This window comes from Pseudomonas sp. SWI7 (assembly GCF_006351945.1).
In the GTDB taxonomy this organism is placed as follows: domain Bacteria; phylum Pseudomonadota; class Gammaproteobacteria; order Pseudomonadales; family Pseudomonadaceae; genus Aquipseudomonas; species Aquipseudomonas fulva.
In genome coordinates, this window is record NZ_CP040930.1 from 4,154,028 (window position 1) to 4,174,078 (window position 20,051).

At 61.4% G+C, this 20,051-nt stretch carries 17 protein-coding genes; 11 read left to right on the top strand and 6 right to left on the bottom strand.

The window, feature by feature from the left end; all coding sequences use genetic code 11:
• Nucleotides 1–139: 139 nt before the first annotated feature.
• Nucleotides 140–1,516 carry an L-serine ammonia-lyase gene (locus tag FH041_RS19010; protein WP_104926593.1) on the top strand — a complete coding sequence of 459 codons (1,377 nt, stop codon included), beginning with the start codon at nucleotides 140–142 and terminating at the stop codon, nucleotides 1,514–1,516.
• 444 nt (nucleotides 1,517–1,960) lie between these two features.
• Nucleotides 1,961–3,067: a GlxA family transcriptional regulator gene (locus FH041_RS19015; protein ID WP_023532694.1), complete on the top strand. Its 1,107-nt coding sequence runs from the start codon at nucleotides 1,961–1,963 to the stop codon at nucleotides 3,065–3,067.
• 94 nt (nucleotides 3,068–3,161) lie between these two features.
• On the opposite strand, the gene FH041_RS19020 is transcribed toward FH041_RS19015, so the two are convergent.
• Complete coding sequence (locus FH041_RS19020) at nucleotides 3,162–3,419, bottom strand: hypothetical protein (protein WP_027913547.1); 258 nt, start codon at nucleotides 3,417–3,419, stop codon at nucleotides 3,162–3,164.
• Between the two features lie 421 nt (nucleotides 3,420–3,840).
• On the opposite strand from FH041_RS19020, the gene FH041_RS19025 reads away from it, so the two are divergent.
• Nucleotides 3,841–5,733, top strand: a complete 1,893-nt coding sequence (locus FH041_RS19025; protein ID WP_140174952.1) for a reprolysin-like metallopeptidase — start codon at nucleotides 3,841–3,843, stop codon at nucleotides 5,731–5,733.
• 174 nt (nucleotides 5,734–5,907) lie between these two features.
• On the opposite strand, the gene FH041_RS19030 is transcribed toward FH041_RS19025, so the two are convergent.
• The 4 genes from FH041_RS19030 to choX all read right to left on the bottom strand — a co-directional run bounded on the left by FH041_RS19030 (nucleotide 5,908) and on the right by choX (nucleotide 9,336).
• Complete coding sequence (locus FH041_RS19030; protein WP_027913549.1) at nucleotides 5,908–6,393, bottom strand: thioesterase family protein; 486 nt, start codon at nucleotides 6,391–6,393, stop codon at nucleotides 5,908–5,910.
• 10 nt (nucleotides 6,394–6,403) lie between these two features.
• Nucleotides 6,404–7,369, bottom strand: a complete 966-nt coding sequence (locus FH041_RS19035) for an L-carnitine dehydrogenase (RefSeq protein ID WP_027913550.1) — start codon at nucleotides 7,367–7,369, stop codon at nucleotides 6,404–6,406.
• Nucleotides 7,370–7,387: 18 nt separating this feature from the next.
• Nucleotides 7,388–8,272: a 3-keto-5-aminohexanoate cleavage protein gene (locus FH041_RS19040; protein ID WP_028686664.1), complete on the bottom strand. Its 885-nt coding sequence runs from the start codon at nucleotides 8,270–8,272 to the stop codon at nucleotides 7,388–7,390.
• 119 nt (nucleotides 8,273–8,391) lie between these two features.
• Nucleotides 8,392–9,336 carry a choline ABC transporter substrate-binding protein gene (gene choX, locus FH041_RS19045; RefSeq protein WP_140174954.1) on the bottom strand — a complete coding sequence of 315 codons (945 nt, stop codon included), beginning with the start codon at nucleotides 9,334–9,336 and terminating at the stop codon, nucleotides 8,392–8,394.
• Between the two features lie 142 nt (nucleotides 9,337–9,478).
• Here choX and FH041_RS19050 point away from each other — a divergent pair, with 142 nt between their 5' ends.
• On the top strand, nucleotides 9,479–10,435 hold the full coding sequence (locus FH041_RS19050) for a GlxA family transcriptional regulator (protein WP_027913553.1): 957 nt from the start codon (nucleotides 9,479–9,481) through the stop codon (nucleotides 10,433–10,435).
• A gap of 88 nt (nucleotides 10,436–10,523) precedes the next feature.
• On the opposite strand, the gene FH041_RS19055 is transcribed toward FH041_RS19050, so the two are convergent.
• On the bottom strand, nucleotides 10,524–10,925 hold the full coding sequence (locus tag FH041_RS19055; RefSeq protein WP_140174957.1) for a lysozyme inhibitor LprI family protein: 402 nt from the start codon (nucleotides 10,923–10,925) through the stop codon (nucleotides 10,524–10,526).
• Between the two features lie 285 nt (nucleotides 10,926–11,210).
• Between FH041_RS19055 and FH041_RS19060 the strand changes: the two genes are divergently transcribed.
• The 7 genes from FH041_RS19060 (at nucleotide 11,211) to FH041_RS23310 (ending at nucleotide 20,040) form a co-directional block, all read left to right on the top strand.
• Nucleotides 11,211–12,188, top strand: coding sequence for a dipeptidase (locus tag FH041_RS19060; protein ID WP_023532386.1), 978 nt, complete (start codon nucleotides 11,211–11,213; stop codon nucleotides 12,186–12,188).
• Between the two features lie 76 nt (nucleotides 12,189–12,264).
• Nucleotides 12,265–12,795 carry a DUF5943 domain-containing protein gene (locus FH041_RS19065; protein ID WP_023532428.1) on the top strand — a complete coding sequence of 177 codons (531 nt, stop codon included), beginning with the start codon at nucleotides 12,265–12,267 and terminating at the stop codon, nucleotides 12,793–12,795.
• A gap of 15 nt (nucleotides 12,796–12,810) precedes the next feature.
• Nucleotides 12,811–14,871: a dimethylglycine demethylation protein DgcA gene (gene dgcA, locus FH041_RS19070; protein WP_027913555.1), complete on the top strand. Its 2,061-nt coding sequence runs from the start codon at nucleotides 12,811–12,813 to the stop codon at nucleotides 14,869–14,871.
• Between the two features lie 206 nt (nucleotides 14,872–15,077).
• Nucleotides 15,078–17,033: a dimethylglycine demethylation protein DgcB gene (gene dgcB / locus FH041_RS19075; protein ID WP_027913556.1), complete on the top strand. Its 1,956-nt coding sequence runs from the start codon at nucleotides 15,078–15,080 to the stop codon at nucleotides 17,031–17,033.
• Nucleotides 17,033–18,265, top strand: coding sequence for an electron transfer flavoprotein subunit alpha/FixB family protein (locus FH041_RS19080; RefSeq protein WP_027913557.1), 1,233 nt, complete (start codon nucleotides 17,033–17,035; stop codon nucleotides 18,263–18,265). The genes dgcB and FH041_RS19080 overlap by 1 nt, the downstream gene beginning before the upstream one ends.
• A gap of 10 nt (nucleotides 18,266–18,275) precedes the next feature.
• Nucleotides 18,276–19,046, top strand: coding sequence for an electron transfer flavoprotein subunit beta (locus FH041_RS19085; RefSeq protein ID WP_027913558.1), 771 nt, complete (start codon nucleotides 18,276–18,278; stop codon nucleotides 19,044–19,046).
• 199 nt (nucleotides 19,047–19,245) lie between these two features.
• Nucleotides 19,246–20,040 (top strand): RHS repeat-associated core domain-containing protein, encoded by a 795-nt coding sequence (locus tag FH041_RS23310; RefSeq protein WP_104926589.1) that lies wholly within the window; start codon nucleotides 19,246–19,248, stop codon nucleotides 20,038–20,040.
• Nucleotides 20,041–20,051 lie beyond the last annotated feature (11 nt).

The window sequence follows — 20,051 nt, forward strand, 5'->3', positions numbered from 1 at the left end:
CTACGTCGGTTGCAGACGGCGAGCAGGGTGGCAAAAGCCCGATGATGCGTGCATTGAAGGCGGCCTGCAGTTCAGCCTAGCAGCTGCCCCGCCCTGCGCATTGCGCGCACAGACAAGCCCAGCAAGAGGTGATTCGACAATGGCCATCAGCGTGTTCGACCTGTTCAAGATCGGTGTCGGGCCTTCCAGCTCGCACACCGTCGGCCCCATGCGTGCCGGTGCCCTGTTTGTCCAAGGGCTGCGTGAGCGCGGCGAGCTGGAACAGGTAAAGCGGATCGAGGTGCGCCTGTATGGTTCGCTGTCGGCTACCGGTATCGGCCATGGGACCGACAACGCCACCATCATGGGGCTGATGGGCGAATGGCCAGACGCCATCGACCCCACCCAGATCGTCCCGCGTATTGCCGACCTGCGTGAAACCCAGGTGCTCAAGCTCGATAACCGCCTGCCCATCGACTTCATCTGGGCCCGTGACATGCTGCTGCTCGAGGAGAACCTGCCTTACCACCCGAACGCCATGACCCTTGTGGCAGAAGGCGAGCAGGGCGAAATTCACCGCGATACCTACTACTCGGTCGGCGGTGGCTTCGTGGTCGATGCCGCCCAGGCCGCCAGTGGCGTGCTGGACGCCGACCAGACCGTGCTGCCTTACGATTTCAACAGCGCGGCTGAACTGTTGCGCCTGTGCAAGCAAAACGACCTGAGCGTGTCGCAATTGATGATGGCCAATGAACGGGTCTGGCGCAGCGAGGCGGAGATTCGCGCCGGCCTGCACACGCTTTGGGATGCCATGCAGGAGTGCGTCAACAATGGGCTCAAGTACGAAGGCACGCTTCCGGGCGGGCTGAACGTGCGCCGCCGTGCTGCCAAGCTGCACCGCAGCCTGCAGGAGATCGGCAAGCCCAACGTGATCGGCTCGACCATGAGCGCCATGGAGTGGGTCAACTTGTTCGCCTTGGCCGTGAACGAAGAGAACGCCGCAGGCGGGCGCATGGTCACTGCGCCTACCAACGGCGCGGCCGGCATCATTCCGGCGGTGCTGCACTACTACATGCGGTTCAGCGACGAGGTGGACGAGTCCAGCGTGGTCGATTTCTTCCTCGCAGCCGCCGCCGTGGGCATCCTGTGCAAGAAGAACGCCTCGATCTCAGGTGCCGAAGTGGGCTGTCAGGGTGAGGTAGGCTCGGCATGTGCCATGGCCGCGGCAGGGCTTGCCCAAGTACTGGGTGCTACCCCGCCCCAGGTTGAAAACGCAGCCGAAATTGCCTTGGAACACAATTTGGGCCTGACCTGCGACCCGGTAGGTGGCTTGGTGCAGGTGCCCTGCATCGAGCGCAATGCGATTGCTGCGGTGAAGGCCATCAACGCCGTGCAGATGGCGTTGCGCGGTGATGGCGAGCATTTCATCTCCCTCGACCAGGTGATCCGCACCATGCGTGATACAGGTGCCGACATGCACGACAAGTACAAGGAAACCTCGCGCGGCGGCCTTGCCGTCAGCGCCATCGAGTGCTGAGGCACTTCTTCGATCTGCAGTGTCATCGGCGCGTAATCGTTGGCACTGCGCTCATCATAACGGTGCAAAGCACCACCTCGTGACCTTAAAACGTGCAAGACGATGCCTACCGTCAGTCGGATGTCGTGATCGGTGCAGGCATTGTCGGTGACACTCAAGAGTGTCGTTTCTGGGCAACTTGGGGACTGTATGTCACCAAAGTGCTCAGGGGTTACACGCATACCGCCTAGAACGCCTGTTTGAGCGCTGTAACAGACTTGTAGGAAAGTCCTGATTTTGATCACTGAGTAGGTCGTTTTCAGGTTTTTTCGGATAGCTGTTCAATTTCAGGCACGGCGTTTGCGTAGTGATAGACAACCAAGCCCCGTGGACGACCCTGGGGCAATAACAAGAAATCAGTGCCCGCCTGAGGCACACCCTGCATTTGTGTGAGGAGAAATCGCGATGACGTCGTACACCTCCGGGAATCCAACCCAGAACCGCACAACCCCCCAGTCCATCGGGTTTCTTCTCCTGGACAATTTCACGCTCATTTCCCTGGCGTCGGCGGTCGAGCCCCTGCGCATGGCCAACCAGCTGTCCGGCCGTGAGCTGTACCGCTGGCATACCCTGACCGTCGATGGCGGCCAGGTCTGGGCCAGTGACGGCCTGCAGATCACCCCCGATGCCGCCATGCACAGCGCACCCCCCATGGACACGGTCATCGTCTGTGGCGGTGTGGGTATCCAGCGTACCGTGACACGTGAGCACGTGACCTGGCTGCAAGCCCAGGCTCGCCAATCGCGCCGCCTTGGAGCGGTGTGCACCGGCAGCTGGGCACTGGCCTGTGCCGGCCTGCTCGACGGCTTCGATTGCAGCGTGCACTGGGAGTGCCTGGCGGCCATGCAGGAGGCCTACCCACGGGTCAACATGAGCACCCGCCTGTTCACCCTCGACCGCAACCGCTTCACCAGCTCTGGCGGCACTGCGCCGTTGGACATGATGTTGCACTTGATCAGCCGCGATCATGGTCGGGAATTGTCGGCGGCCATTTCCGAGATGTTCGTCTACGAGCGCATCCGTAACGAGCAGGATCACCAGCGCGTACCGCTCAAGCACATGCTGGGCACCAACCAGCCGAAACTGCAGGAAATCGTCGCGCTGATGGAAGCCAACCTCGAGGAGCCGATCGACCTGGACGAGCTCGCCGTCTACGTATCGGTGTCGCGTCGGCAGCTTGAGCGTCTTTTCCAGAAGTACCTGCACTGTTCGCCTTCGCGCTACTACCTCAAGCTGCGTCTGATACGCGCACGTCAGCTGCTCAAGCAGACGCCGATGTCGATCATCGAGGTGGCGTCGGTCTGCGGCTTCGTGTCCACGCCACACTTCTCCAAGTGTTACCGCGAGTACTTCGGCATTCCACCGCGCGACGAGCGTGTTGGCTCCAATACGACCCAGCAGGTGGCGATGATGCCGATTCCACAAGCCATCACCCTGTCGCCCCACAGCGGTCCCATGGCGGCATTGAGTCAGGCGCGTAATGAGTCGACGTTTGCCAGTGTGAGGCTCTAAGGGTCCGGGGCGGCGTCTCAACCCACTCGCCGGCATGGCGCGGCCCCTGTAGGGGCCGGCTTGCCGACGATCACGCCTGCATCGCAGCGTTTGCTCAGGTGCGGTTATTGAATTGCGCCAAGGCTGGCAGCAGCTGTTTATCAATCGCCTGCCGCACGGCCGGTAACAAGGTGGCGCTGCCCGCGTACATCTGCTCGACCATCCCCTTGAGCGCCCGCGCGTTTGGTTCGGTGAGCCCGCGTACCACGGCCTCACATGCCTGCTCGGCACTGGCACCGGCCGGAATCTCGAACCCGCGTGCTCGCAGGTGGCCCGCCAGGTCGTCTTGATCAATCAAATCGGCATGCATCATGGCTGTTGTCCCTTTTATCGCATAGAGAGTGCTGCAGTGATCACGACCGATTCTGTGACGCCGCCGTCATGCTCGCAACCTCGAAAGGGCGGGGTGGCTGCTTTGGCTATGAACAGGTCGTTTCCGGCTAAATCCGCTGCCCAGGAACTGCGCACACTCTAGTCATCTACCGAAGCGGAGGGTTTGGTCACCCTCACTCGTGCACAGTGGATGTTGCTCGCTCTTGGCCCCGGACGCTCACGGCTTTCCGGGGTTTTTTTGTTTCTTGCCTCGCACAGCGCAGGCGTGCTGATACAAAACTAACCGCACCCTAGGCCTAGACGTTCGTTCAGGCGTATCTTCAGGCCTGATAAATTTGCCAGTTTACCGAGACTAGAAACCAGGCAGTAATTAGGCTTCAAGTGCCTTTGGAGCGTGAGCGATGAAATGCAGAGCCTGGTTTATTTCGATGGTGTTGTTTTTAACGGCGTGTTCAGGGCTGCCTGCACCAGATCGACAGGTGGACGCCTCTTCCGCTCAGCCGCTTTTTGACATGGCTAAGTCAAAAAACATGCAGGCCCTCAAACAGAGCAAGCGGACGTATCGCTTATTGAATGACGTGCTGAAAGATCCCGCCACAGAGGAGGTGCAGTGGGTGGATGTGGATGCTTCATTGATCAACGAAGCCACCAAAACGTTAAGTGTGCGGTTGGCGCAAGGGAAGGCCATTACATTTCGGTTGCGGCGCAGCGATCCGCCCGCCCCGGGCATGGTGGGTTGGGTGGGGGACTCAGTGGCTGAGTTAGAGAAGAACGCGGACACGGACATTGATTTCAACCCATTGACCTGGATCTCGATAGTGCGAGACGGCGAGCAGCTGGCGGGCGCTATTCACATTGAGGGCGTGTCTTATGATTTGCACTATGTTGGGGCCGGGCAGCATGTAGTGGTCAAAGTCGACGAAGCCAAGCGGCCTTTTGAACAGGCAACTGATCTGGAGCACCTCCAGCAATATGCTGTTGCTGGCAAGGCCCCGCGCGCTGCCTCCAGCACGATCCGCGTGCTGTTTTTCGCAACCAATGAACAACGTGCCAAGAATCCGAGTTATCGCGCGACCATAGCCAGGGTAGTCCAGGATGCCAACCAGGTGATGATTAACTCACAGGTCCCGGTCACCGTCAGCATCGCGGGGTTCATAGAGCTAGACTACGCAGAGGGCGACAAGACCGGGGTTGAGCAATTCAAAGATTTCAGAACACCGGGGCGTGACCTGAATAATCAGGTGAGCCGCTGGCGCGACTATTTCTCTGCCGATGTGGTCACCCTTTACACCTCCTATCCGGGTACAGGTGGTGAAGCCGCTACCGGCGGGTATCTCATCGTCGGTGCAGTTGACGCCTTCGCTCACGAGATGGGGCACGTGCTGGGAGCTGGCCATGGGTGGAACGGGTCATCGGGGGGTTACCATCACGGTTATAAACGTGACAATCCGACATTCCACACACGTATGGTAACCACATGGGGGTCCATACCTTATTTTTCTAACCCTAGGCTTTCTTATCAGGGCGTGCCTATAGGAACGATGGCACACCACGATGTGGCACGCACAATTAATGAAAACCGAGAGCGTGTTGAGAATACCTATGATCCCTTCCGGGGTGTCGAGCTCACCCTCTACAGTGGAACCAATCTCCAGGGCAGTTCGTGCCCAGTGAGTATTCGACTCACCAGCCCAGTCAACGTTGCGAGCCAATGTTCAGGCCAGGCGGTACGCTCTTTCAAGGTACGGGGGTATGAGGGGGGAGAGAAATTATGTTTCTACAATGGACCCGGTGATCGGCATGTCTGTTATCGCGGAGGGGCGTCATCTCCCCGAGAGTTCGTTGTGGTCGATATAGATAGTACCAATGTGCCTCAAGGATTTGTCCGTACATTCAAGGGGGGAGCGCTGGCAGGCCAAGTTGTTGATGCGCTGTACGGGAGTCACGGGGTGCTCCTGTTCGCAGCAGCTGACTTCAAAAAACCGATTTGTGGGTTCAGCACGTATTTGGCCAATCATCTCATTGCTGATCTGCCAGGTTGTGTAAAGGGCGGAGGCTTGGCGCGATCTGCACGGGTCTTTAGTCAAGACGTGATCACCACCAATTATAAATGGTGTTTTTTTAACCAAGACCGCACCCGTACGTTGTGCTTCGAAGGAGAGGTAAGAGGAAGATTTGATATCGCCAATTTCGACTCTACGCGGGGTATTCCACCCACTCTTAAAAGAACTCAATCTGGTAGTTATATGAATGGAAATGTCCACCGGTTTCAGAAGAGCATCGTACCCAAATGACCATTCAATGGCACCCTGCGTAACGCTGCATTAATGCCCAACCGTTAGGGTTGTGTGCGTTTAGCAGGCAAAGGCTTGATGGATACTCAGGTTTACGCGCTGTAGCAGGAAAAGCCCGTTTCTGGCACGGCCTGCCGCCTCGCCGCGGCATGGCCTATGCCAGCCCTTCATGCGTCATTGGGCATTGTTGCCATTTGGTAACTGGATGGTTTTGCCCACGTGCTCAGGCTTGTGTACGTCTCGTTGCTGTGCGGTCACCCGCTCCAGGCCTTGCAGTGTTCGTGAACTAAAAGGTGTCGACCTCGGACCTGCTATGTCCACGTGCAGTAACAGTTGTTCGCTCGCAGCCAAGATTTCTTCAAGACCGTGCCGATGCAGACTGTGATAAACATGCAGACGTTTTTGATCAAAGCCGATGATTTGGGTCTGCACCCATACCTCAGTATCGAGTTTTACCTCCTGCAGGTAGTTAATGTGCGCCTCCAGGGTAAACAGCGAATGACCGTTCCGTCCACGGCTGTCGGCATCCAGCCCGATCTGCTCCATCAGCGCATCGGTGGCATAGCTGAAGATCAACAGATAGAAGGCATCGCGCAGATGCCCGTTGTAGTCGACCCAGTCTGCTTTGACTGGGGTGCGATAGGTGATCAGTGCAGGCATCGTGCTCTCCTCATTCGCTGAACGGCATGCCGTGTCTGGCTTTGCTGATCTTTACCGCTTCCAGCACCGCCAGCAGTGAGTCATCCCGGTAGCGTTCCAGCGCGGCGATGCTGCGATCACCCAATTGCTGCGACGTACCTTCCACCACATCGTCGATCAGCTTGTCGGTCAGCTCAGGCGCCGGAAGGTAGGTCCACGGCAGCTTCAATGCCGGCCCGAATTGCGACATGAAGTGGCGCATGCCGGCATCGCCCCCCGCCAGGGTATAGGTCAGGAAGGTGCCCATGAACGACCAGCGCAGGCCCGCGCCAAAGCGGATGGCGTCGTCGATTTCACCGGTGGTGGCGACTCCGTCGTTGACCAGGTGCAGCGCCTCGCGCCACAGCGCTTCGAGCAAACGGTCGGCGATGAAACCGGGGACTTCCTTGCGCACGTGCAGCGGGCGCATGCCAAGGGCGGTATAGACGGTGCTGGCCGCCTCGACGGCCTGCGGCGCGGTCCGCATGCCGCCGACGATCTCGACCAACGGCAGCAGGTACACCGGGTTGAAAGGATGCCCCACCACACAGCGCTCAGGGTGGAAGGCCGAGGCGTAGAACTCGCTGGGCAACAAGCCCGACGTGCTGCTGGCAATGATCGCATCGGGTTTGGCTGCGGCGCTGATCCGTGCATGCAGGTCGAGTTTCAGGTCCAACCGCTCAGGCGCGCTTTCCTGGATGAAATCGGCGTCGCGCACGCACGCTTCAACGGTGTCGACAAAGGCCAGTCGGGCTTGTGACGCGCCCGGCGCAAGGCCCTGTTTCTCCAAGGCAGGCCAAGCGTTGGCGATACGTTTGCGCAGGGCCTGTTCGGCGCCTGGCGCCGGGTCCCAGGCGATCACGTCCAGCCCGTGGGCAAGGGCGCGTGCAACCCAGCCGCTGCCGATCACGCCGCTGCCTAATGCCGCGAATGTCTTGATGTCAGTGATGAAGTTCATGCGGGTCTCCAGAAGCGATCAGCGACGGTTCAGGTTCATCTTTGCCCGGCCTTCGGCGGGGCTCAGCACACGGGCGCCCAGGCGTGAAATGATCTCTACCGCGCGCTCGACCAACTGGCCGTTGCTGGCCAGTACGCCACGGTCCAGGTACAGGTTGTCTTCCAGGCCGACCCGCACGTTGCCGCCGAGCAACACGGCCTGTGCGGCCATGGGCATCTGCATGCGGCCGATGCCAAACCCGGCCCAGGTCGCATTGGCGGGCAGGTTGTCGACCATGGCTTTCATGGTGGTGGTATCAGCGGGTGCGCCCCACGGGATTCCCAGGCACAGCTGGAACAAGGGGTTGTCGAGCAGGCCCTCTTTGATCATTTGCTTGGCGAACCACAGGTGGCCGGTATCGAAGATTTCCAGCTCTGCCTTGACCCCCAGTTCCGTGATGCGCCGGGCACCGGCGCGTAGTTGCGCGGGCGTGGAAACGTAGATGGAATTGCCGTCACCGAAGTTGAGAGTGCCGCAGTCCAGGGTGCAGATTTCCGGTAACAACGCCTCGACGTGGGCCAGGCGTTCGAGCGGGCCGATCAGGTCAGTGCCCTGCCCGAATGCCATGGGGTTTTCATCGGGCCCGATTTCCAGGTCGCCGCCCATGCCGGCGGTGAGGTTTACGATGATGTCCACGTCGGCTTCGCGAATACGCTCCATGACTTCGCGGTACAGGGCCACATCACGGCTGAAGCGCCCTGTCTGCGGGTCGCGTACATGGCAGTGCACCACGGTGGCGCCGGCCTTGGCGGCTTCCACGGCCGCTGCGGCGATCTGCTTGGGTGTGACTGGGACCAGATGGCTTTTCGAGGCGGTGTCGCCGGCGCCGGTCAGGGCGCACGTGATGATGACGTCGTGGTTCATAAGGGATCCTGTGCGATCTGTTGTGGGCTTTTCGCCGGCAAGCCGGCCCCTGCAAGGTCCTGGACGAACCTCGGTGTGCAGGGAGCTGTAGGGGCCGGCTTGTTGGTGATGGGGCGGTATCAGTTGGCGGTAAGCTTGAGGTTGTCGGCGGCCGGCTTGCCATCGAAGGTGATCACCCCCTCAAGCCAGCGGGCCTTGTCCTCGGGGTGATCCTTGAGCCATTGGCGCGCCGATTCCAGCGCGTCCTTGTGGTCGAGCAGTGGCTGCATCATGCGGCTCTCGTCTTCGGCACTGAAGCTCAGATTGGCCAGCAGGCGGTTGGCATTGGGGCAGCGCGCTGCGTAATCGGGCGCGGTTACGGTCCACACCGTCGCGCGACCTTCGTCAGGGCCGAGCGCATCCTGGCTATCGCCGAGGTAAACCATGTCGATGTTCACGTTCATGGGGTGTGGGGTCCAGCCGAAGAACACCACGGCTTCCTTGCGCCGTACTGCGCGGTCCACGGCGGCCAGCATGCCCGCTTCGCTGGACTCGACCAGCTGGAACTTGCCCAGGCCGAACTGGTTCTTGGCGATCATGGCCTTTATCTGGGTGTTGGCACCGGAACCCGGCTCGATGCCATAGAGCTTGCCGCCCAGTTCCTTCTCGAATTTGTGTATGTCGGCGAAGGTGCGCAGCCCCTTGTCCGCCAGGTACCTGGGCACTGCCAACGTGGCCCGGGCGTCTTCGAGGCTGGCTTTGTCCATGACTTTGACCTGCCCGGCCTCGATGAAGGGAGTGATGGTCTGGGTCATAATCGGGTTCCAGTACCCCAGGAACATGTCCAGGCGTTTGTCGCGAATGCCAGCGAAGATGATCTGCTGCGACGCGCTGGTTTGCTTGGTGGTGTAACCCAGGCCATCGAACAATGCCTGAGCGATGGCGCTTGTCGCGATCACATCGGTCCAGTTGACCACGCCCAGACGGACATTCTTGCAGGCAGCGGCATCGGCTGCGTAAAGCGAGGGGGTAACAAGGCTGGTCAGGGCCAAGGTCAACAGGCTGCGGCGGATCAAGCTGTGCATGGTGGCTCTCCATCGGCAGTACAGATTGTTATGGTGGCGGTCTCTGCGGACCGTGTGAACACGCTACGCTGGTGGCACTATTGAAAATCGCACGCCGGCGACCAACATTTGCACGCAGGCGACCTGTTCTCTGGAGCACGCCATGGCGCAGATCATCCACTTCCTGTTATTGCCCGGTTTCTCGGCCATGGGGTTCATCAGTGCCCTGGAGCCCCTGCGCGTGGCCAATAGGTTCAAAGCCCAGGCGTACCACTGGCAGGTGTTGAGCCTGGATGGGAGCGCCGTGAACGCCAGCAATGGCATGTCGGTCAATGCCGACGCAGCGCTGGGTGCGCAAACGCCCTGCGGTACGTTGCTGATCGTGGCAGGCTTCGAACCCCTGCGCTGCTACGCCCCCAAGCTCCAGCAAAGCCTGCGACGCCTGGCTCACGAGGGTGGCATGCTAGGCGGGATCGATACGGGTGCTGTGGTGCTGGCCGAGGCAGGCTTGCTCGATGGCCATCGTGCGACCGTACACTGGGAGGCGCTGGATGCGTTCAGGGAAAACTACCCCAGCCTGCAGGCCACCCAGGAGCTGTTCGAAATTGACCGGCAACGCATTACCTGTGCGGGCGGCACCGCTTCAATCGACTTGATGCTCGATCTGATTGCCCAGGCCCATGGCGCCGAGCTCGCCGTGCAGGTTTCCGAGCAGTTCGTGTTGAGCCGTATTCGACCGCGCCAAGATCATCAACGCATGCAGATCGCTGCACGCTATGGCATCAGCAACCGCAAGCTGGTGCAGGTGATCGGTGAGATGGAAAAGCACACCGAACACCCCCTTGGCACAACGGAACTGGCCGCGCGCGCGATGATCACCCGTCGCCAGATGGAGCGCCTGTTCAGGTTGCACCTCAACGACACCCCCAGCGGCTTTTACCTCGGCCTGCGCCTGGACAAGGCTTGCCAGTTGTTGCGCCAAACCCAGATGACGATCACCCAGGTCAGCGTGGCATGCGGTTTTGAACTGCCGTCGTACTTCACCCGACGTTACAAGCGCCGTTTCGGGCGCTGCCCGCGCGAGGAGCGAAGGGTCGTGAAGCCGTCACCGCCGAATTAGCCCTGCAAAATGTCGTTGCCCACACGTTGGAGCTTGAGGTTGGTGCGATGAATAAGCCGCAAACTTTTCCTGACCAGGCAGTCTCGCGCTACTGTTGCAGAATCGATTGCAGGTACTCGGACCGGTCATCGGTGCGTTGCGCCACGCAGGTGTCCCAGGCGGCCTGGTAAGCTTTGCCGTTGGTTGGCAGGGTGAGGGTTTCCACCTTGCAATCGGCATCGCGAAGCTGCGTCCACAGCCCCTGAGCCTGCTTCAAGTGCTCGATCATTGTTGCTGCAACGCTGCCTTTGTCGTCGAACGCGTCATGAACGCGCTGGAGAAGTTCGTCATAGGCCGATTTCAGCTCCCGTTCGGAGGCTTGCTTGTTAAACGCTGCGCAGGCGTGGGCTTGCGCCTCGGTCTCGACGTTGTCGCACGGGGTATTTTCTTCCTCACCGGCCTGGGCTGCGGCCACCACGGCCAGCAGTACCATCCCTGCCATCGCTTTCATTCGTTGTTTCCTCCACCGGCTGACGAATCCTGACGATTCTCGCGCACTCTCGGCGCGTACGGTATCACCTGGGCAGATTGTTCATCAAAGGGCCCTCGATGGTCGTTATCGAGACTGTGTCTCATCGCCGCAGGCCGCGCCAGAGGCCGGCTTGTCGCGCATTGACGCTTTCGGCAAACCCCCTGTCGTTTTTGCATCGGGGCGCCTCGGGGCACAGGCATATGCTGGCCCCAAAGCGCCGGCACAAGGTTTGGCGCCAGCCCATTCAATAAAAGGGGACGCCTGATGAGCCCAGCCGAATTACACGCCGACAGCATCGTCATCGATGGCCTGATCATCGCCAAGTGGAACCGCGAGCTGTTCGAAGATATGCGCAAAGGAGGCCTTACCGCCGCCAACTGCACCGTGTCGGTTTGGGAAGGTTTCAAGGCAACCGTCGACCAGATCGCTGCAAGCCAGAAACTGATCCGCGAGAACAGCGACCTGGTGATGCCCGTGCGCACCACGGCCGACATTCGCAAGGCCAAGGAACTGGGCAAGACCGGTATCCTCTTCGGCTTCCAGAACGCCCATGCCTTCGAAGACCAGATCGGTTATGTGGAGGTGTTCAAGCAGCTGGGCGTGGGCATCGTGCAGATGTGTTACAACACCCAGAACCTGGTAGGCACTGGCTGCTACGAGCGTGACGGCGGCCTGTCGGGCTTTGGTCGCGAAATCGTTGCCGAAATGAATCGCGTCGGCATCATGTGCGACTTGTCCCACGTCGGCTCCAAAACCTCCGAGGAAGTCATCCTCGAATCGAAAAAGCCGGTGTGCTACTCCCACTGCCTGCCATCGGGCCTTAAAGAGCACCCGCGCAACAAGTCCGATGAAGAACTGAAGTTCATCGCCGACCACGGTGGTTTCGTTGGCGTGACCATGTTTGCACCGTTCCTGGCCAAGGGTATCGACTCGACCATCGACGACTATGCCGAGGCCATCGAGTACACCATGAACATCGTAGGTGAAGATGCCATCGGCATCGGCACCGACTTCACCCAGGGTCACGGCAAGGAATTCTTCGAATACCTCACCCACGACAAGGGCTACGCCCGTCGCCTGACCAACTTCGGCAAGATCATCAACCCGCTGGGCATTCGCACCGTGGGCGAGTTCCCCAACCTCACCGAAACCTTGCTCAAGCGTGGCCACTCCGAGCGCGTGGTTCGCAAGATCATGGGCGAGAACTGGGTCAACGTATTGAAAGACGTCTGGGGCGAATAAGCCGCTCTCAAGCTTCGAGCCCCTGCCAGCAACGCCGGGGCTACCCAATAAAAATTTTTTCTGGAGTTGAGTTTCCATGGCCAAGATCGCCCCGCAATTGCCAATCGAAGTCGACAGCGAGACCGGTGTCTGGACCAGCGACGCCTTGCCGATGCTGTACGTGCCACGCCATTTCTTCGTCAACAACCACATGGGCATCGAAGAAGTCCTGGGCGCCGACAAGTACGCCGACATTCTCTACAAGGCGGGCTACAAGTCGGCGTGGCACTGGTGCGAGAAAGAAGCCGAGTGCCATGGCCTGGAAGGGGTCGCGGTCTTCGAGCACTACATGAAGCGCCTGAGCCAGCGTGGCTGGGGGCTGTTCGAGATCCAGGACATCGACCTGGACAAGGGCACGTGCAGCGTCAAGCTCAAGCACTCGGCCTTCGTCTACGTCTATGGCAAGTGCGGCCGCAAGGTCGACTACATGTTCACTGGCTGGTTCGCCGGTGCCATGGACCAGATTCTCGCTGCCCGCGGCAGCTCGATCCGCACCGTTGCCGAGCAGGTGTACGGTGGGTCGGAAGAAGGCCACGAAGATGGCCTGTTCGTAACGAAGCCGTTGTAAGCCGGAGATAGCGTCATGGCATTCGAAGCAATGTTCCAGCCGATCCAGATCGGCAAACTGACCGTCCGCAACCGCGTGCTCAGCACCGCGCACGCCGAGGTCTACGCCACTGACGGCGGCATGACGACCGACCGCTATGTGAAGTATTACGAAGAAAAGGCCAAGGGCGGCATCGGCCTGGCCATCTGCGGCGGCTCGTCCGTGGTGGCCATCGACAGCCCGCAGGAATGGTGGTCGTCGGTCAACCTGTCCACCGACCGTATCATTCCGCACTTCCAGAACCTGGCCGACGCCATGCACAAGCATGGCGCCAAGATCATGATTCAGATTACCCACATGGGGCGTCGCTCGCGCTGGGATGGTTTCAACTGGCCGACCCTGATGTCGCCCTCGGGCATCCGCGAACCGGTGCACCGTGCCACCTGCAAGACCATCGAGGTGGAAGAGATCTGGCGTGTGATCGGCAACTACGCGCAGGCAGCCCGCCGCGCCAAGGAAGGTGGCCTCGATGGCGTCGAGCTGTCGGCAGTGCACCAGCACATGATCGACCAGTTCTGGAGCCCGCGCGTCAACAAGCGTACCGACGAGTGGGGCGGCAGCTTCGAAGGCCGCATGAAGTTCGGCCTGGAAGTGCTCAAGGCCGTGCGTGCCGAAGTGGGCGACGACTTCTGCGTGGGCATGCGGATCTGCGGCGACGAGTTCCACCCCGATGGCCTCAGCCACGAAGACATGAAGCAGATCGCTGCCTATTACGATGGCACCGGCATGCTCGACTTCATCGGGGTAGTGGGCTCGGGTTGCGATACCCACAACACCCTGGCCAACGTCATCCCGAACATGAGCTACCCGCCAGAGCCGTTCCTGCACCTGGCAGCGGGCATCAAGGAAGTGGTCAAGGTCCCGGTCCTGCACGCGCAGAACATCAAGGACCCGAACCAGGCCACCCGGATTCTCGAAGGTGGTTATGTGGACATGGTCGGCATGACCCGTGCACACATGGCCGACCCCCACCTGATCGCCAAGATCAAGATGGGCCAGATCGACCAGATCAAGCAGTGCGTCGGCGCCAACTACTGCATCGACCGCCAGTACCAAGGCCTGGACGTGCTGTGCATCCAGAACGCCGCGACCTCGCGTGAGTACATGGGTGTGCCGCACATCATCGAGAAGACCACCGGCGCCAAGCGCAAGGTCGTCATCGTCGGTGCCGGCCCTGCAGGCATGGAGGCGGCGCGCGTGGCCGCCGAGCGTGGCCACGATGTGACCCTGTTCGAAAAACGCGACCAGATCGGCGGTCAGATCACCATCGCGGCCAAGGCGCCGCAACGTGACCAGATTGCTGGTATTACCCGCTGGTACCAATTGGAGTTGGCCCGCCTGAAGGTGGACCTGCGCCTGGGGACCGCGGCCGATGTAGACACCATTCAGGATCTGCGCCCGGACATCATCGTGCTGGCTGTGGGCGGGCATTCGTTCCTGGAGCAGAACGAACACTGGGGTGCGGCCGAAGGGCTGGTGGTCAGCAGCTGGGACGTGCTCGATGGCAAGGTCGCGCCGGGCAAGAACGTGCTGGTGTACGACACCATCTGCGAGTTCACCGGCATGTCGGTGGCCGACTTCATTGCCGACAAGGGTAGCCAGGTCGAGATCGTCACCGACGACATCAAGCCGGGTGTCGCCATGGGCGGCACTACGTTCCCGACCTACTACCGCAGCATGTACCCCAAGGAAGTGATCATGACCGGGGACATGATGCTGGAGAAAGTCTACCGCGAGGGCGACAAGCTGGTCGCTGTGTTGGAGAACGAGTACACCGGCGCCAAGGAAGAGCGGGTGGTCGATCAGGTGGTGGTGGAGAACGGTGTGCGTCCGGACGAGCAGCTGTACTACGCCCTCAAGGACGGTTCGCGCAACAAGGGCCAGATCGACGTGGAGGCGCTGTTCGCCATCAAGCCACAGCCGATCTTGAGCCAGCCAGGCGAAGGCTACCTGCTGTACCGCATCGGCGACTGTGTGGCCCAGCGTAACGTGCATGCGGCGATCTACGATGCCTTGCGTCTGTGCAAGGACTTCTGATCGCACCGCCTTTCTGAAAGCGGGACTGGCCCCCCTGTAGGAGCGGCCTTGTGCCACGAAAGGGTCGCGAAGCGGCCCCAGCATTTGATCAGTACCACGGATGCTGGGGCCGCTTCATAGCCCTTTCGCAGCACCAGGCCGCTCCCGCAGGGGCCCGCGCTGGCCTTCGGGGTGGCGCAAGAATCTAGCTGTTGTGGGAGCTTCCCATGTTGAACACCCTTCTACCCATCCTGCTGTTCGCCGCGCTCGGGCTTGCCGTGCTCGGTGCGCTGCGCCGTGTGAACATGTGGCGCCGAGGCCGACCCTCCAAGGTGGACCTGATCGGCGGTCTGCTGGCCATGCCGCGCCGCTACCTGGTGGACCTGCACCACGTGGTCGAGCGCGACAAGTACATGTCCAATACCCACGTGGCCACCGCTGGCGGCTTCGTGCTGTCGGCGCTGCTGGCGATCCTGGTGCATGGTTTCGGCCTGCAGAGCAAGATCCTGGGCTACGCCTTGCTGCTGGCCACGGTGATCATGTTCACCGGCGCCATCTTCGTCTTCAAGCGCCGCCTGAACCCGCCTTCGCGCCTGTCCAAGGGCCCTTGGATGCGCCTGCCCAAGAGCCTGCTGGTATTTGCTGCCAGCTTCTTCATCGCCACCTTGCCCGTGGCCGGTATTCTGCCGGCCAACACGGGCGGCTGGGTGATGGTCGGGATTCTGGGCCTGGGCGTGCTGTGGGGCGTGTCGGAGCTTTTCTTCGGCATGACCTGGGGCGGGCCCATGAAGCACGCCTTCGCCGGTGCCCTGCACCTGGCCTGGCACCGGCGCGCCGAGCGTTTCGGTGGCGGGCGCTCCACTGGCCTCAAGCCGCTGGACCTGGAAGACCCCCGTGCGCCGCTTGGCGTTGAAAAGCCAGTGGACTTCACCTGGAACCAACTGCTGGGCTTTGACGCCTGCGTGCAGTGCGGCAAGTGCGAGGCCATGTGCCCGGCCTTTGCCGCCGGGCAGCCGTTGAACCCGAAAAAACTCATTCAGGACATGGTCATCGGCCTGGCGGGCGGCACCGATGCCAAGTTCGCTGGCAGCCCCTATCCTGGCAAGCCGTTGGGTGAGCACGGCGGCCACCCCCACCAGCCTATCGTCAATGGGCTGGTCGATGCCGAGACACTGTGGTCCTGCACCACCTGCCGCGCGTGTGTAGAAGAGTGCCCGATGATGATCGAGCATGTCGATGCCATCGTCGACATGCGCCGTCACCTGACGCTTGAAAAAGGCGCCACCCCGAACAAGGGCGCCGAGGTGCTGGACAACCTGATCGCCACCGACAACCCGGGCGGTTTCGCCCCGGGCGGGCGCATGAACTGGGCGGCTGACCTCAACCTCAAACTGCTGGCGGACGTCAAACGTACCGACGTGCTGTTCTGGGTGGGTGATGGCGCCTTCGACATGCGCAACCAGCGCACCCTGCGCGCGTTCGTCAAGGTGCTCAAGGCCTCTGGCGTCGATTTCGCCGTGCTTGGCCTGGAGGAGCGCGACAGTGGTGACGTGGCGCGTCGTCTGGGTGATGAAGCCACGTTCCAGCAATTGGCCAAGCGCAACATTCAGACCCTGGCCAAATACACGTTCCAACGCATCGTTACCTGCGACCCGCACAGCTTCCATGTGCTCAAGAATGAATACGGTGCGCTGGGTGGCAACTACCAGGTGCAGCACCACAGCACCTACATTGCCGAGCTGATCGGTGCCAACAAGCTCAACCTGGGGCAGCACAAGGGCGGCAGCGTGACCTACCACGACCCGTGCTACCTGGGCCGCTACAACGGCGAGTACGAGGCGCCTCGCGAGGTGCTTCGCGCACTGGGCATCGAAGTTCGCGAAATGGAGCGCTCGGGCTTTCGCTCACGCTGCTGTGGCGGTGGCGGCGGTGCGCCGATCACCGACATCCCGGGCAAACAGCGTATTCCCGACATGCGCATGGACGACATCCGCACCACCGAAGCCGAAGTGGTCGCCGTGGGCTGCCCGCAGTGCACGGCCATGCTCGAAGGGGTGGTAGAGCCACGGCCGCTGATCAAGGATTTGGCCGAACTGGTGGCCGATGTGCTGATCGAGGAAGAGGCCCAGCCAGCGGCTGCCAAACCTGCGAAATCCAAACGTGAACCTGCGGAGGTGCATTGATGAGCGACATCATCCGCCGCGACCCTCGCGCCGAGTGGATCGCCCGTAACCGTCTGCATCCGCTGCATGCGGCCATGCAGACGCAACAAACCAGCTGGATGGGGCCCAACGGCCTCATGCGCAAGAACCCCCACGCCAGTGCGGCTGGCTTCATCGGCCCCAACGGCCTCAAGCGTATCGATCGCTCGGGGGCCCAGCAGGGCACCAGCGGTGGCGCACGGCGTAGCGCTGCGGCCGAAGTGCAGTTGCCGCTGCACCAGGTGGCAGAGCCTGCGTTCTACATTGCCGTGGTACCGGACATGATAGGCGGGCGCCTGGGTAGCCACGACCGCGACCTGCTGGGCCTGGCCCATGGGTTGGCGGGCAGCGACGGCGCGGTACTGGCCATCGTGTTCGGCGAGCACAAGGAAACCAACTTTGCCGCCGCAGGCGTGGACCGCTTGCTGGTCATCGAAGGCGAGGCGTACCAAGGGTATGCACCGGAGCAGTTGGTGCAGGGCCTGCGCGCTGTCGATAACCAGTTCGCCCCGCGTCACTGGCTGCTGCCAGACAGCCGTTCCGGCGGTGGCGAGCTCGGCCGACGCCTCGGTGCTGCGCTGGGCGAGCGCCCGGCAACGCGTGTCTGGCAGGTCAAGGACGGCCAGTGCATCGGCCGCGCCGGTGCGGGGCAGCAAGACATGCAACGCGTGCTGCCACGCCTGATCCTGGCTGCGGCCGAATGTGCAGAGCCTGTGAGCGAAACCCGTCACGAGGCCTTGCCGGTCGAGCTGTCCGGCAGTGTGGCGCGCAGTATCTCGCGCATCGAGGACCTGGGCTCGGTGGCCGTCGACCCGGCCAAGATCGCCATGGCCGAAGCCGAGTTCATTGTATCCGGTGGCAACGGTGTCAAGGACTGGGCCCTGTTTCACAAGGCGACCACCGCATTGGGCGCGACCCAAGGTGCATCGCGGGTGGCGGTGGACGATGGCCACATGCCGCGTGATCGCCAAGTCGGCGCTACGGGGACGTGGGTAACGGCTCGTGTGTACATGGCGGTAGGTATCTCTGGCGCTATCCAGCACCTGCAGGGCATCGGTGCCTGCGACAAGGTGGTGGCGATCAACATGGACCCCGGTTGCGACATGATCAAACGCGCCGACCTGTCGGTGATTGGCGACAGCGCGGCGATTCTTCAGGCACTGATCGACGCTGTGGAGCAGTTCCGCAACGGCGCCCAGCGTGACGCGGCATAAGGGCACGAGCATGAGTACGAAAGTCATCAGCCTGGTTTCGATCGGTGCGCACCCAAGCTCCGGTCGCGCGCGGCGCGCCGAGCAGGACTCACGGGCGGTCGAGTTGGGTCTGCAACTGGCCGGCGAGGACCTGCAAGTCGTGCATGCAGGGGATCCCCGTGAGGAGGCTTTGCGCGGTTACCTGGGCATGGGCCTGGAACACCTTGATGTGCTCGAGCAACCCGCCGGCGCCGATGTGCTGGGGGTGCTGGGCGATTACCTGCGCGGTGCCGGTGCGCAACTGGTGCTTACCGGCAGCCAGGCCGAGACGGGGGAGGGGTCGGGCATGCTGCCGTTCCTGCTCGCTGAAAAACTGGGCTGGCCGCTGGTGGTGGGGCTGGCCGAGGTGGAATCCATCGAGAACGGTACTGCCCAAGTGTTGCAGGCGTTACCGCGCGGTCAGCGCCGGCGTTTGAAGGTACGCCTGCCCATGGTGGCGACGGTGGATAACGCCGCGCCCAAGCCGCGTCAAAGTGCCTTCGGACCAGCGCGCCGTGGTGTGCTGGCGGCGCAGGACGTACAGGTGGTGGACGATGAACTGCTGGGCGAAGAGGCCCTGCAACCGGCCCGCCCACGGCCCAAACGGCTGAAGGTTATCAAGGCCAAAAGCGGCGCCGACCGCATGAAGGCCGCCACGGCCAAGGCCAGCGGGGGCGGGGGCAAAGTGTTGAAGGACGTCACGCCGCAGGAAGGTGCCGAGGCCATTGTGAAACTATTGGTGGAGGAAGGCGTACTGCGCTGATGGGCATGCCTGGCGACTGAACCCGCCAGGCATCCCGCGCAGCGGCTGGCATCGGCTGTGCCGGTGATCGCGGGCAAGCCCGCTTCCACCGGGGAGCACAGCGGGTGACGCGCGCCGTGCAAGACCTGTCATTTTTGCCAGTACCCCAGCGCTGCATGCCCGTCTATCCTGCACGCATGCCACGCGAGTTCGGGGAATCATGCCGACCTTTCTCTACAGCGCCAACCGACGACATCCCGTATCAGACACCGGGCGCCAAGGTCATCGGGCTTATTCGCCCTATGGCACTGGGAACGAACTCTCGGAGCCAAGCCTTGCCTTTTGTGGAGAGTTGCGCGATCCGCTGACGTTCAGCTACCCGCTGGGGAATGGACACCGGCACTACAAGCCATCGCTCATGCGCTTCCATTCACCCGACATATTGAGCCCATTCGGTAACGGCGGCTTGAATGCCTATGCCTACTGCGTGGGTGATCCAGTCAACCACAGCGACCCTACTGGGCAAAAGCCAGAGGAATATGTGCTGCCAGTCCTGAGCATCTTCACCAACCTCATGGGCGTCTTTATCAGCGGCCTACGTTTCAGGTCTTTCCATAAACGGATCAATTCGGCTTCCCAAACTGCCGTGGAAGCTCTTCAACCGCTGATACCCAAGCCAAAGCGGGCTGAGTGGGTGTTATCGAGTATCAGTGCCCTATCGGGTACGGCGGGGTTGACCATTGGGGTGACCAGAGCGGTCGACCCGGACAGCAAATGGCAAACCTGGGCGCTTGCAGCGCTGACGATAGTGTCGCTGGGCACCTCTACCTATGAAGCATGGAAGCTGGCTCAAGCGAAACCGTGGCGACTAAACGTGCCCGAACTCGTTAACCTGCCGTTGGCCGAGCGATCGGTGAGTGCCCCTGACAGGGCTTCAGGGAGACGCAGGCACTCTGCAGACCCTGGCTCCTCGGAAAGGATGCGGACTCAGGCTGCAACTATAAGATCTACTTAATGCCGGCTTGA